This window comes from Pseudomonas sp. RU47 (assembly GCF_004011755.1).
In the GTDB taxonomy this organism is placed as follows: domain Bacteria; phylum Pseudomonadota; class Gammaproteobacteria; order Pseudomonadales; family Pseudomonadaceae; genus Aquipseudomonas.
The window spans coordinates 4,314,954-4,327,750 of record NZ_CP022411.1 but is presented as its reverse complement, the minus strand read 5'-3'; the positions used below and the strand labels follow the sequence as shown (position 1 = coordinate 4,327,750).

The 12,797-nt window shown below is 60.3% G+C and carries 11 protein-coding genes; 5 read left to right on the top strand and 6 right to left on the bottom strand.

Annotation, left to right across the window (positions count from 1 at the left end; all coding sequences use genetic code 11):
* Window positions 1–38: 38 nt before the first annotated feature.
* Both CCX46_RS19645 and CCX46_RS19640 read right to left on the bottom strand, forming a co-directional pair.
* Window positions 39–1,079: an AraC family transcriptional regulator gene (locus CCX46_RS19645; RefSeq protein ID WP_127929006.1), complete on the bottom strand. Its 1,041-nt coding sequence runs from the start codon at window positions 1,077–1,079 to the stop codon at window positions 39–41.
* A gap of 3 nt (window positions 1,080–1,082) precedes the next feature.
* Entirely contained in the window at window positions 1,083–2,213 is a 1,131-nt protein-coding gene (locus tag CCX46_RS19640) for a carbon-nitrogen hydrolase family protein (protein ID WP_127929005.1), read from the bottom strand.
* A 209-nt stretch (window positions 2,214–2,422) separates the two neighbouring features.
* Here CCX46_RS19640 and CCX46_RS19635 point away from each other — a divergent pair, with 209 nt between their 5' ends.
* A complete protein-coding gene (locus tag CCX46_RS19635) occupies window positions 2,423–4,462 on the top strand; it encodes an NADPH-dependent 2,4-dienoyl-CoA reductase (protein ID WP_127929004.1) in 2,040 nt (679 codons plus the stop codon).
* Window positions 4,463–4,606: 144 nt separating this feature from the next.
* On the top strand, window positions 4,607–5,533 hold the full coding sequence (locus CCX46_RS19630) for a 1-aminocyclopropane-1-carboxylate deaminase/D-cysteine desulfhydrase (RefSeq protein ID WP_127929003.1): 927 nt from the start codon (window positions 4,607–4,609) through the stop codon (window positions 5,531–5,533).
* 3 nt (window positions 5,534–5,536) lie between these two features.
* On the opposite strand, the gene CCX46_RS19625 is transcribed toward CCX46_RS19630, so the two are convergent.
* Window positions 5,537–6,085, bottom strand: coding sequence for a cytochrome b (locus tag CCX46_RS19625; protein WP_007917296.1), 549 nt, complete (start codon window positions 6,083–6,085; stop codon window positions 5,537–5,539).
* 384 nt (window positions 6,086–6,469) lie between these two features.
* Between CCX46_RS19625 and CCX46_RS30730 the strand changes: the two genes are divergently transcribed.
* Window positions 6,470–7,036, top strand: coding sequence for a hypothetical protein (locus CCX46_RS30730; RefSeq protein WP_177413867.1), 567 nt, complete (start codon window positions 6,470–6,472; stop codon window positions 7,034–7,036).
* 87 nt (window positions 7,037–7,123) lie between these two features.
* Here CCX46_RS30730 and phnX read toward each other — a convergent pair whose 3' ends face one another.
* Together phnX and CCX46_RS19610 are read right to left on the bottom strand one after the other, a co-directional pair.
* Window positions 7,124–7,951 (bottom strand): phosphonoacetaldehyde hydrolase, encoded by an 828-nt coding sequence (phnX, locus tag CCX46_RS19615; protein WP_127929002.1) that lies wholly within the window; start codon window positions 7,949–7,951, stop codon window positions 7,124–7,126.
* Between the two features lie 142 nt (window positions 7,952–8,093).
* The gene (locus tag CCX46_RS19610) at window positions 8,094–9,203 is read right to left on the bottom strand and encodes a 2-aminoethylphosphonate--pyruvate transaminase (RefSeq protein ID WP_127929001.1); all 1,110 of its coding nucleotides are present in this window, start codon (window positions 9,201–9,203) and stop codon (window positions 8,094–8,096) included.
* 112 nt (window positions 9,204–9,315) lie between these two features.
* On the opposite strand from CCX46_RS19610, the gene CCX46_RS19605 reads away from it, so the two are divergent.
* The gene (locus CCX46_RS19605; RefSeq protein WP_127929000.1) at window positions 9,316–10,176 is read left to right on the top strand and encodes a LysR substrate-binding domain-containing protein; all 861 of its coding nucleotides are present in this window, start codon (window positions 9,316–9,318) and stop codon (window positions 10,174–10,176) included.
* A 96-nt stretch (window positions 10,177–10,272) separates the two neighbouring features.
* On the opposite strand, the gene CCX46_RS19600 is transcribed toward CCX46_RS19605, so the two are convergent.
* Window positions 10,273–11,145, bottom strand: coding sequence for a LysR family transcriptional regulator (locus CCX46_RS19600; protein WP_127928999.1), 873 nt, complete (start codon window positions 11,143–11,145; stop codon window positions 10,273–10,275).
* 281 nt (window positions 11,146–11,426) lie between these two features.
* On the opposite strand from CCX46_RS19600, the gene CCX46_RS19595 reads away from it, so the two are divergent.
* Window positions 11,427–12,752 (top strand): MFS transporter, encoded by a 1,326-nt coding sequence (locus CCX46_RS19595; RefSeq protein ID WP_127928998.1) that lies wholly within the window; start codon window positions 11,427–11,429, stop codon window positions 12,750–12,752.
* Window positions 12,753–12,797 lie beyond the last annotated feature (45 nt).

Here is a 12,797-nt window from a genome sequence, read left to right as displayed (position 1 = left end):
CCGAGCTTTGACTTGCAGCTTGAAGCTTGTAGCTGCTTTTAAGCCGTTTTGCGATGGCTGCGGCGGAATTCGCCGGGCGTCTGGCCGCTCCAGCGTTTGAAGGCTCGCTGGAACGCTTCGGCTGAAGCAAAACCCAGCAAGTAGGCGATTTCGCCGAAGGCCAGTTCAGTGTCGCGGATATACGTCATGGCCAGATCCCGGCGCGTGTCGTTGAGGATCGCGCGAAACTGTGTGCCTTCCTCGGCCAGTTTGCGCCGCAACGTCCATGTCGGCAGCTTCAGACGTGCCGCCACTTCTTCCAGGTCGGGTTCCCGGCCACCATTGAGCAACGGCCCGAGCAATTGCGTGATGCGTTCGCGCAGGCTGCGGGTTCGGGTCAATTGCTCCAGTTCCCGCTCACACAACTGCAGCAGATGCCGCCAGGTACTCGGGCAATGCTCGGGGTTTCGCAGTGCGAGGCTGTTGAGGTTCAGGCGCAGTTGATTGCGCTCGGCACCGAACTGGATCGGGCAATCCCCCAGTACGCTGTAAGCCTCGCGATAATCCGGCGCTTCGAATTCGATGTCGATGCGTTCAGCGCGTAGCGGTTCGCGGCTGACACTGGAGAGCTGGTGCAGCCATCCGGCGATGATCGAATCCACGACAAAACGGTTATAGGCGTTGTACGGGCTGATCGAATAGAAACGCAGCCACGCGCCATTGGCATCTTCGTGAAAACTGGACTGACCACGGTAGTTGGAACCGTACAGCGCCTCGAAACGGATCAGACAGCGCGCGGCTTCGCGCACGGTTGGCGCCTGTGCGGCGGTAACGCCGGCCAGTCCGGCCTGGCTCAGGCGACTGAGCTGACCCATGCGCAAGCCCAGCGCCGGGTCACCGGTTAACTGAATCGCCGCGTGGCCCAGGCGCATGTAACGCGGAATCGACAAGCGCGCCCCGGCCTCGGCCAGTCGCGCGGCGTCGAGGCCATATTGTTCCAGCAGCGGCTGCGGGTCGGCGGCATGACTGCGCACCGCGTCGGCGAGGCTGTGCACAAAGCCCACCGACAGATCCCCGAGGCGCATCGGCAGGAGCTTCATGGCTTACAACCAGATGTTCAACAAACGCGCGCCACGGGCCTCGCCATCGGCGAACTGCTGGCCGTTGCTGCTGAGGAAACTCTGACCGGCACTGGCTTTGTCCCAGAACTGCCCGCGCAGGAACACGCTGATGCCGGCAATCGCCCGACTGCTCGGCGGTTGTGCGGTCAGCGTCAGACGATGCCAGGCCTGTCCTTCGGTGACTTCACCGGGCTTGAGACTGACCGATCCCGGTGTACTTGAACCTTTGTAGCCGCGCCAGGGTTGATTCCACGCACCCTGGCCGAACACTTGCGCCGGCACCGCGACCAATTGCGCGCCTTGCTCGTCGAGTTGGCGGTAGTTGTCCGGGTACCAACTGTCGCTGCCAATCAGCACGCCGAGGCGTCCGGCCGGGGTGTCGACCACGTTGATCTGGTGTTTGCCTGCGCTTTCGATCACTTCACGCTGATCGAACACCGGGTGCATCTGGCGCTGTGGCTGGCCAAGCGGCACGCCGTCGCGGCCGAACACCACGCTGCTGTTGAACAAGGCGCCGCTGCCGGGTTTCAGCCGGCCGTCACGGATGCTCGGTTCCGGCAGCACGATCGAACCGGCCACCAGTGTCACGTGAAACTCCTTGGCCAGGCCGCCGAAGAGGGCTTGGTAATCCTTGGCCATCGCTTTGGATTTCATGCGCAGGTACGCGTCGTTGCGGCGGTCGCTGCCGTTGGCGCTGAGCCAGGCGCGGGCGAACAACAACGGATTGCTTGCCGCCAGCCAGTTCATCGCCTCGGCGAGGGACGGCGCCTGATACAGCTCGTCTTTCTCGCCGCTGAGCAGCAACCAGGTGCCGACGTTCTCTGGCAACACCACCACGGTTTTATCGTTCAGCAGGCCTTGGTCTTGGGCTTGCTGCAAATACGCCGCGAGTTTGCGGTGCAAGCGTTCGGGGCTTTGATAGTCAGTGGGAAACAGTTCGGGCTGGATGCCCAGCAGATTGCCACGGTCGCCGGGCGTGCCCTGATCAACCGCCACTTTTATGCGCAGGTCCGACAGGTAATGCCCCGCCGGCCGGTCCGCCGCCCACATGGCGTAGGTAGTAAGGACAGCCACCAGGGCCATGGAAAACGTCAGGTACAAAAGTTTGCGCATGAAAACCAACAACAACCGGGTACAGGGTGTGGCGACTAGGGTAGGGCCCATGGCTCCGGTTGCCAAGGGGCGCTGCGCATTTGGATCAATAAGTTGTCAGTTACGGTCATTGAGTGACAGCGATGCGACTCTTAGTCTGTGGCACATGACTGACGGGGGCCGCAGAGCGCCCGCAACTTTTTCCGTGATCGCTCGTTGTGGAGTTACCGATGACCGCCGCTCATTACCCGCACCTGTTGGCCCCGCTGGACCTGGGATTCACCACGCTGCGCAACCGCACCCTGATGGGCTCGATGCACACCGGCCTGGAAGAGAAACCGGGTGGTTTCGAGCGCATGGCGGCGTACTTCGCTGAACGTGCGCGCGGCGGTGTCGGCCTGATGGTCACCGGCGGCATTGGCCCGAACGACGAGGGCGGCGTGTACTCCGGCGCGGCCAAACTGACCACCGAGGAAGAAGCGCTCAAGCACCGTATCGTCACCCGCGCGGTGCATGAGGCGGGCGGCAAGATCTGCATGCAAATTCTCCACGCCGGGCGTTATGCCTACAGCCCGAAGCAGGTCGCGCCGAGTGCGATCCAGGCGCCGATCAACCCGTTCAAGCCTAAAGAGCTGGACGAAGAAGGCATCGAGAAGCAGATCAGCGATTTCGTCACCTGCTCGGTACTGGCGCAAACCGCCGAATATGACGGCGTCGAGATCATGGGTTCGGAAGGTTATTTCATTAACCAGTTCCTCGCCGCGCACACCAACCACCGCACCGACCGTTGGGGCGGCAGCTACGAAAACCGTATGCGCCTGCCGGTGGAAATCGTTCGTCGCGTTCGCGAAGCGGTCGGCCCGAACTTCATCATCATTTTCCGTCTGTCGATGCTCGATCTGGTCGAGGGCGGCAGCACCTGGGACGAGATCGTCACCCTGGCCAAGGCCATCGAGCAGGCCGGCGCGACCATCATCAACACCGGTATCGGCTGGCACGAAGCGCGGATTCCGACCATCGCCACCAAAGTGCCGCGCGCGGCGTTCAGCAAGGTCACGGCCAAGTTGCGTGGCTCGGTGAAGATCCCGTTGATCACCACCAACCGCATCAACACCCCGGAAATCGCCGAGCAGATTCTGGCTGAAGGTGATGCCGACATGGTTTCGATGGCGCGGCCGTTCCTCGCCGATCCGGATTTCGTTAACAAGGCCGCCGAAGGCCGCGCCGATGAAATCAACACCTGCATCGGCTGCAATCAGGCGTGCCTCGACCACACCTTTGGCGGCAAGCTCACGAGTTGCCTGGTCAACCCGCGTGCCTGCCACGAAACCGAACTCAACTACTTGCCGGTGCAACAGATCAAGAAGATTGCCGTGGTGGGCGCTGGCCCTGCGGGTCTGTCTGCCGCAACCGTGGCGGCCGAGCGTGGCCATCAGGTGACCTTGTTCGATTCGGCCAGCGAAATCGGCGGCCAGTTCAACATCGCCAAACGCGTGCCGGGCAAGGAAGAGTTCTTCGAAACCTTGCGTTACTTCAAACGCAAGTTGCAGACCACGCATGTTGAGGTATGCCTGAACACCCGCGTCGATGTGGCGAAACTGGTTGAAGGCGGTTACGACGAAATCATCCTCGCCACCGGCATTGCGCCGCGTCTGCCAGCGATTCCGGGTGTCGACAATGCCAAGGTGCTGAGCTATCTGGACGTGATCCTCGAGCGCAAACCGGTTGGCAAACGCGTGGCGGTGATCGGCGCCGGCGGCATCGGTTTCGACGTCTCGGAGTTCCTTGTTCACGAAGGCGTAGCGACCAGTCAGGATCGTGCCGCGTTCTGGAAAGAGTGGGGCATCGATACGCAACTGGAGGCTCGTGGTGGCGTGGCCGGGATCAAAGCCGCACCGCATGCGCCGGCCCGCGAAGTGTTCCTGTTGCAGCGCAAGAAAACCAAGGTCGGAGATGGTCTGGGCAAAACCACCGGCTGGATTCACCGTACCGGTCTGAAGAACAAGCAGGTGCAGATGCTCAACAGCGTCGAATACCTGAGCATTGATGACCAGGGCCTGCACATTCGTATTGGCGAAACCGGCGAGCCGCAAGTGCTGGCGGTGGACAACATTGTGATTTGCGCGGGGCAGGATCCGTTGCGCGAACTGCACGATGGCTTGGTTGAAGCGGGGCAGAACGTGCACCTGATCGGTGGTGCCGATGTTGCGGCGGAGCTGGATGCCAAGCGTGCGATCAACCAGGGTTCGCGCCTGGCCGCGGAGCTCTGATTTAGCAGGTCTAGCGTGCCAATGGCCATCGCGAGCAGGCTCACTCCTACAGGGAACGCATTTCAAATGTAGGAGTGAGCCTGCTCGCGATGGCGGCTTGTGAGCGACTAGAATGCCGGCTCTGTCCAGATCGAATCGCCGCCCATGCTTTTGCCTCCCTCCGATTGGCTACCCCAAGCCCCCCTCGAACACTTTCATCTGGACTGGCTGAACGCTGCCGGCATTGAAGTCGCCATCCTGCGCCTCGACCAGATCGACCCGCTGATCAGCGGCAACAAATGGTTCAAACTCGTCGAGCACTTCAAAGCCGCGGATCGCGCGGGTGCCGAAGGCATCATCAGTCTCGGTGGTGCTCACTCCAATCATCTGCACGCGTTGGCGGCGGCGGGGAAACGGCTGGGCTTCCAAACCGTGGGGCTGCTGCGCGGGCATGCGCAGGAAACGTCGACCGTGCAGGATCTGCAAGCCTTCGGCATGCAACTGCATTGGTTGGGTTACGGCGGCTATCGCGCGCGCAATGAACCGGGGTTCTGGGCGCCTTGGCACGCGCAGTATCCGCAGTTGTATGCCGTGCCCGAGGGCGGTGGCGGCTTAACGGGGGCGCTTGGTTGTGCGGCCATCAAACAGCAGGCGCAGGCGCAATTGCACACACTGGGCTGGAGTGATTATCACGCTTGGTGGCTGGCCTGCGGCACCGGCACGACATTGGCGGGATTGGTGATCGCCGAAGCAGGGGCGCACCCGGTCTATGGTGCGCTGGCTGTGCCGGACGACCACGGCGTGGCGCCGCAAGTCGAGTCGATCCTGCAAACCGCAGGGCAGGGCAACGGGAGCTATGAACTGATCGACGCCAGCTGTGGCGGTTTCGCCAAGGTTGATCCGGCGTTGCTTGAGTTCATCGAACAAACCGAGCAGGCCAGCGGCGTTCCTCTGGAGCCGCTGTACACCGGCAAGGCATTGCTGGCGCTCAAGCAGCAAGTCGAGGCGGGCAGATTCGCAGCTGGCACGCGGCTGATCTTCATTCATACCGGTGGTTTGCAGGGGCGGCGCGGTTTTATCGGCAACCCCTGAAATTCAACCGCGCTTGGGCATCATCCGCAGCAGGGTGTTATCGCGCACCACATAATGGTGATAGATCCCCGCCAGGGCATGTAGCCCGATCAGCCAGTAGCCAATCGTGGCAATGAGCACATGCCAGTACTCGACCTGTTTGGCGAAATCCTTGTTCTCCGCAACCAGCAGCGGCAGATCAAAACCATAGAACATCACCTGATGCCCTTCGGCGCTGGTAATCAGCCAGCCGAGAATCGGCATGCTGATCATGAACAGGTACAACGCCCAGTGCATCAGCCGCGCCAGCACGGTTTGCCATTGCGGCGACGCGGGAAAGATTTTCGGCGCCGGGCCAATGCTGCGTGCGAGCAGGCGAAACCACACCAGCACGAACACGGTCAGGCCAAGCATGTAGTGCACTTCGCGGATCAGCGTGCGCCCGCCGCTGCCTTTGGGGAACAGGCCGCGTAACTCCATGCTGGCGTACACCAGCACCAACAACACCAGCATCAGCCAGTGCAACAGGACCGATACGGTGCTGTAACGCGATTCTGAGCTTGTCCACGGCATAAGAAATTCCTCGGGATCAGAGTGCAATCAGGCCGTCGTCACGGCACTTGTTTCACTGTAAACCTGCCGGGATGTTTTTGCCCGGAGCTCGTGAGGTTTTTTGCAAGAAAGAAAAGTATTCAATACCCGGTTTTGATTTGCTTGTTACTTGAAGTTAAGTTTTGTATGTGGTTTTGGCAGGTGTGACGTTGTGTTGTTTATATCTTGTGTTTACTTTTGGTTTGAATGGTTTGTTTTAAGTGGTTATTGTCAGGTCGAATCTTTATTGGGTTGTTAAAGATTAAAAATATATTTTTAAAGTTGAGTATTAATATGAAAAAACCGATTTCGAAACCTCGCCCTTCTACTACAGTGCCAAAGCCAGTAGTTCCAACCAGGCCGGTTGTGCCGACCAAACCGGTAGCACCGACTAAACCGGTGCCACCGACCAAGCCAGTGGCGCCGACTAAACCGGTGCCACCGACCAAGCCAGTGGCGCCGACCAAACCGGTGGTACCGACCAAGCCAGTGGCGCCGACCAAACCGGTGGTACCGACCAAACCGGTAGCACCGACCAAGCCAGTGCGTCCGACCAGTCCTGCCACGCCGACCGAGGCCAAGCGCCCGCCAATGCCATGGCCGACCATTAACGTCAACGTCGATCCGGTGGCATTGATAACGCTAATCCAGACACTCGGTGCGACAGTCAATGTCGATAGTTCGACCACACTGCCTGACGGTAGTGTGATTGACGCCGATAGAACTTCAATCAAGCGTCCCGATGGCATCATTCAATATGAAGATGGCCGGGTAGAGTATCCGGACGGGCGAATCATCTGGCCGGATAATACCGTTGAATATCCGGATGGACGTATTGTTTGGGAAGATGGAACTGAACAGTTGCCGGATGGAAGTATTAAACATCCCGATGGCCTGGCGTACGATGCAGAGGGCAATCTTGTTTCGGAGTAATTAATTGCCGAGCGTTGTCCTGGGTTTATACAGCGCAAAAAAAACACCGCTGATTGTCATGCATCAGCGGTGTTTTCGTTTTCTGCCTCAAGCGTTTTGCGGCATCTCGCCGTTGGCCAGGCGCTTGTTGATGTCAGCAATCACTTCTGGCAAATCGGTGATGGTGTCGATCATGTAGTGCGGGCGCGAGCCTTCGAACAGCGCGTGAATACGCTTGCGTTCGCTGGCCAGCTCATCGCTGCCCAAAGCACGGAAACCGGCGTAATCCAGGCCCAGCGCATTGCCCGAGCAAATCAGCGCAACCGTCCACATCCCGGCGCGGCGGCCTTCAAGGATGCCCGGCACGGTATCGTCGATCTTCACGCACGCCGCGACATCGTCGATGCCCAGCGCGATCACGTTGGCCAGCGCCTGAGCCGGCCACGGGCGACCGTTCGGTACTTCGTCAGTGGCAACCACGTGGTCAGCGACGTAGCCGTTGCTGGCGGCCAGTTCGACGACCTTGTCCATCACTTGCTTCGGGTAGCCGGAGCAGGAGCCGATCTTGATGCCTTGCTGGCGCAGGTTGGCGATGGTTTCCAGCGCGCCGGGAATCAGCGCCGAGTGTTCGGCGATCTTTTCGATCTGCAGCGGCATGAAGCGGTTGTAGATCGCGGTGACGTCGTCATCGGTCGGCGTGCGGCCGAACGCCTTGCGATAACGCTCGGCCACTTGCGGCTGATCGCAGAGCGTGCGGATGTGATCCCACTTGCCCATGCCCATCGGGCCACGGGCTTCTTCGATGGAGACCTGCACGTCGAACTCGGCGAAGGCTTCGACGAAGATTTGCGTTGGCGCGAACGAGCCGAAATCGACCACGGTGCCGGCCCAGTCGAGGATCGCGGCTTGCAGCTTGTTTGGGTTTTCGTAGTTCATGGCAATCAAATTCCTGTAATGGCAATGCAATTCAAAAATGTGGGAGCGAGCCTGCTCGCGAAGGCGTGGTGTCAGTCGACATCTATGTTGTATGTGCGACCGCTTTCGCGAGCAGGCTCGCTCCCACAGGGATCGTGGTGATTCAGATTTCGAGGACTTCCATCTCGCGCAGCACTTCGCCGACCGCCGCGACGGCCTGGCGCATTTCGTCCGGGCTGACATGGCCGATGCAACCGACGCGGAAGGTTTCGACCTGGGTCAGTTTGCCCGGATAGAGGATGTAACCCTTGGCCTTGACCCGCTCGTAGAAATCCTTGAACTGATAACGCGGATCTTGCGGCGCATGGAACGTGGCAATGATCGGCGCCTGAATCGCCGCCGGCAGGAAACTGCGCAAACCGAGTTTGCCCATCTCCTCCATCAACGCCTGACAGTTGGCGTCATAACGCGCATGCCGCGCCGGCAAGCCACCTTCTTCGTTGTATTGCAGCAGCGCTTCGTGCAGCGCCGCGACCACGTGGGTCGGCGGGGTGAAGCGCCATTGGCCGGTTTTCATCATGTAGGCGTGCTGGTCGTACAGGTCCATCGCCAGCGAATGCGAATTGCCAGCGGCAGCGGCCAGCGCCTCTTTACGTGCGAAGACAAAACCCATCCCCGGTACGCCTTCCAGACACTTGCCGGACGCGGCGATCAGCGCGTCGAACGGCACTTGTTGCGCATCCACCGGCAGTGCGCCGAAGGAACTCATGGCATCGATGATCAGGCGTTTACCGTGTTGCGCGACGACCTGGGCAATCTCCGGCAGCGGATTGAGAATCCCGGTGCTGGTTTCGCAATGGATCAGCGCGACGTGAGTGATGTCGCTGTCGGCGCGCAGCAGACGGTCGACGTCGGCGGCGGTGGTCGGTTCGTCTTCAGCGGTTTCGAAGGTGCTGAACGAGCGGCCGAGTACTTCGCAGATCTTCGCCAGACGCTTGCCGTAGGCGCCGTTGATCAGCACCAGCACTTTGCCGTCACGTGGCACCAAGGTGCCGATCGCCGCTTCAACGGCGAAGGTGCCGCTGCCCTGCAATGGCACGCAGTGGTGAGTGGCGGCGCCGTTGAGGATCGCCAGCAATTGTTCGCAAAGGCTGGCGGTCAGTTGATTGAAACGGTCATCCCATGACCCCCAGTCGACCATCATCGCCTGGCGGGTGCGGGCCGAAGTGGTCAACGGGCCGGGAGTGAGCAGGATGGGTTCGGCGATACTCATTCGTGTGTCCTCGGATTGCGCTGTGGGATGAAGCTACGGGGCATACGTTGCAATTCGCCGTTGCATCAATCAAATTGTTTGTTGTTATGCCAGCCATCAGCGAGAGTTATTCATGAATCTGTTCCAGCTTCGCGCGTTCGACGCCGTGGCCCGTGAAGGCAGCTTCACCCGCGCCGCCGCGCGCTTGTTTATCAGTCAGCCGGCGGTTACCGGGCACATCAAGGCGCTGGAAGAGCACTACCAGATCACCCTGTTGCGGCGCACCGCGCGACGGGTGGAACTGACCGAGGAGGGCACCAAACTCGCGGCGATCACCCGCGCGATGTTCGGCCTGGCGGAAGAGGCGCAGACGATGCTCGAGGCCAACCGGCAATTACTCACCGGGCGACTGGAAGTGGCGGCGGACGGGCCGCATATGGTCATGCCAATGTTGGCGAGCCTGCGCGCGCGGTATCCGGGAATTACGGTGAACCTGCGCTTGGGCAATGCCCAGGAAACCCTCGCTGCATTGTTGTCGGAACACGCCGATGTGGCGGTGTTGACCGAAGTGGAGCCGCGCAAAGGCCTGCACCTGCAGGCATTGAGCGAATCACGGATTTGCGCGTTGGTGCCGGCAGGGCACCCGTGGGCGATGCGCGCCGGGGAAGTGAAACTCAAGGATCTGGATCAGGTGATCATGGTGCTGCGCGAACCGAGTTCGATCACCCGGCGTACATTTGATGAGGCCTGTGCGCAGGCGTCGATCCATCCTCGCGTGTTGCTGGAACTGGACAGCCGTGAGGCGGTGACCGAAGCGGTGGCGGCCGAGTTGGGCGTTGGCGTGGTGTCATCGGTGGAGGTTAGTCATGACCCGCGGGTGGTGGCGATTCCGATTGTCGGGGCTGGGCTGGTGAATCGGCACATGATCGGCTGCATGGAACGGCGACGGGATTTGCGCCTGATTCAGGCGTTCTTTGGCCTCGCGCCCGCCTGATACACCGAGTATGGCCATTCGCGAGCAAGCTCGCTCCCACAGGGATATGCATTCCAAATGTGGGAGCGAGCTTGCTCGCGAAGGGGCCAGAACTGTTCACACAAGACTGTCGCGAACCATATCGAGGAAGGTCGACACCACCCGTCGATTGCTCTGCTCACGCAAACACACCAGCGTTTCCGTCAGCCGTCGCGTGCAGTCGATAATCGGCAACGCACACACCCGCGAATCCGCGCCAAACTCCGCCGCTGAAACCACGCCGACACCAATCCCGACCACCACCGCCTCGCGCGCCGCTTCCCGTCCTTCGACCTGAATCGCCGGGCGAATGCGAAACCCGGCCCGGGCCATTTCCTCTTCCAGCGTCTGCCGCGTGACCGAACCGTGTTCACGCAGCACCAGCGGCGTGTCATCCAGATCTTGCAGGCAGATCGATTCGCGCTCGGCCCACGGATGATTGCGCGAAACGAACGCCACCATCGGATCGTTACGCAATGGAACGCACAGCAAGCGTTCATCGCTGACATCACGCCCGAGCAACGCTAGATCGGCCTGATAGTTGAACAGGCGAAACAGCGATTCGTCGGTATTGCCGGTCTCGATCTTCACGCTGATCCCCGGATAACGCTCACAGAACCGCGCGATCTGCGGCAGCACGTGCACCGGCGCATCCACCGCCAGAATCAGGCTGCCGGTCTGCAAGGCCTGAGATTCCTGCAGCAACTCCTGCGCTTCGGCTTCAATTACGAACAGGCGCTGGGTGATCGCCAGCAGGCGCTCGCCCAGATCAGTCAGGCGCACGGAACGTTTATTGCGGTGGAACAGCAAAACGCCGAAACGCTCTTCGAGATTGCGCACTTGGTCGGATATCGCCGGTTGCGTGAGAAAAAGGCGCTCGGCGGCTTTGGTGAAGCTTCCATGCACGGCCACGGCGTGGAAGGCTTTGAGTTGGGCGTGGGACACCGACATGAAGTCACCTGATCGTTAAGTCAGTAACAAGCTGAGCTTATGTGTGAAATACGATAAATCGATTTTATTTATTAAACAGTAATTGCTTTGATCGGCTCACGCCATCGCTGACTGCCCGCTCGGGCAGCACGGTGGCCATGAGCCTGTGCGTGCAACAGCAGGACTCATCTGACCGATATCGCCGTAGGGACGGGGTGATATCGCAGTGCTCAACAATAAAAACACAGGCGTTTTTCTTAACGATTCTGCCGGCACACTCACACCCTGAGGTCAGAACCACCATGAACAAGCACATCGGCACCATTGCGCGTTGGCGCGTGCAGATTTTCGCGATTACCTGGCTGGCGTACGCCGCTTTCTACTTCACCCGCAAAGCGTTTTCGGTGGCCAAACTGGGCATCGCCGAAGACCCGACCTTCATGCTCGACAAGATGGCCATGGCCAATCTCGATGCGATCTATCTGGCGGCTTATGCCCTCGGCCAATTCACCTGGGGCATGCTTGCCGACCGCTTTGGCCCGCGAGTTGTCGTGCTCGGTGGTTTGTTGATTTCCGCAGCCGCGGCGTTGGTGATGGGCAGTTTCGCCACGCTGCCGATCTTCGCTACGTGCATGTTGATTCAGGGCTTGGCGCAGTCCACCGGATGGTCGGGATTGTGCAAAAACCTCGGCAGTTTCTTCCCGTCCCAGCAGCGCGGGCGGGTGCTCGGGTTATGGAGTTCCTGCTACGCGTTTGGCGGTCTGGTGGCGTCGCCGTTCGCCGGCTGGTGGGCGTACACCTTGATGGGCACCTGGCACGCGGCGTTCATTTCCAGTGCGGTGGTGGTTGCCGTGATGGCGGTGTTGTTCTTTATCTTTCAGCGCAACAAGCCGGAAGACGTCGGTTTGCCGGCAGTCGAGCCGGAACCGGAACTGACGGCGGAAGAAACTGAAGCCAATAGCAAGCTCAGTGTCTGGGAGCCGTTAAAGGAAATCCTGCGTAACCGCACGGTGCTGGTGCTGGGCCTGGCATATTTCATGTTGAAACCGGCGCGTTACGCGATTCTGTTGTGGGGCCCGGTGATTGTCTTTGAACAGATGCCCAGTGTCGGCAAGGTCGGCGCGGCGATCATTCCCACTTCGTTCGAACTGGCCGGGTTGCTCGGGCCGATCCTGATCGGGCTGGCCTCGGACAAACTGTTCGGCGCCCGCCGTATGCCGGCCTGTGTGTTGAGCCTGTTGGCGCTGACCGTGACGCTGGCGCTGTTCATGGCTGCGTTGCAGACCGGCAGTGTGTTGCTGGTGGTCGCATTGTTGTTTGTCATGGGCCTGACCCTGTACGGCCCGGATTCGATGATCAGCGGCGCCGCTGCGATCGACTTCGGCAAGGCCAAGGCTGGCGCCACCGCTGCCGGTTTCGTCAACGGCTGTGGATCGGTGGGTGCGGTACTCGGTGGTTTGCTGCCGGGTTACTTCGACTCGGTGACAGTGTTCATCGTCTTCGCCGGTTGTGCGCTGTTCTCGGCGCTGGTGCTGATTCCGCACTGGAACAGCCGCCCGGTCGGCGTGATGGAACCGCGTGCCTCAATCCCCAATTGCCCGCTGACGATCAAACCCCTGCGTTCCTGAAACCCTGTGCCTCGCGGCTTGCTGCGACGCTCGCGGCAAGCTGTG

What these genes read in the sequence shown, in the direction of transcription:
- CCX46_RS19645 (WP_127929006.1), bottom strand. Translation starts at nt 1,079, where the DNA reads ATGAAGCTCCTGCCGATGCGCCTCGGGGATCTGTCGGTGGGCTTTGTG.
- CCX46_RS19640 (WP_127929005.1), bottom strand. Translation starts at nt 2,213, where the DNA reads ATGCGCAAACTTTTGTACCTGACGTTTTCCATGGCCCTGGTGGCTGTC.
- CCX46_RS19635 (WP_127929004.1), top strand. Translation starts at nt 2,423, where the DNA reads ATGACCGCCGCTCATTACCCGCACCTGTTGGCCCCGCTGGACCTGGGA.
- CCX46_RS19630 (WP_127929003.1), top strand. Translation starts at nt 4,607, where the DNA reads ATGCTTTTGCCTCCCTCCGATTGGCTACCCCAAGCCCCCCTCGAACAC.
- CCX46_RS19625 (WP_007917296.1), bottom strand. Translation starts at nt 6,085, where the DNA reads ATGCCGTGGACAAGCTCAGAATCGCGTTACAGCACCGTATCGGTCCTG.
- phnX (WP_127929002.1), bottom strand. Translation starts at nt 7,951, where the DNA reads ATGAACTACGAAAACCCAAACAAGCTGCAAGCCGCGATCCTCGACTGG.
- CCX46_RS19610 (WP_127929001.1), bottom strand. Translation starts at nt 9,203, where the DNA reads ATGAGTATCGCCGAACCCATCCTGCTCACTCCCGGCCCGTTGACCACT.
- CCX46_RS19605 (WP_127929000.1), top strand. Translation starts at nt 9,316, where the DNA reads ATGAATCTGTTCCAGCTTCGCGCGTTCGACGCCGTGGCCCGTGAAGGC.
- CCX46_RS19600 (WP_127928999.1), bottom strand. Translation starts at nt 11,145, where the DNA reads ATGTCGGTGTCCCACGCCCAACTCAAAGCCTTCCACGCCGTGGCCGTG.
- CCX46_RS19595 (WP_127928998.1), top strand. Translation starts at nt 11,427, where the DNA reads ATGAACAAGCACATCGGCACCATTGCGCGTTGGCGCGTGCAGATTTTC.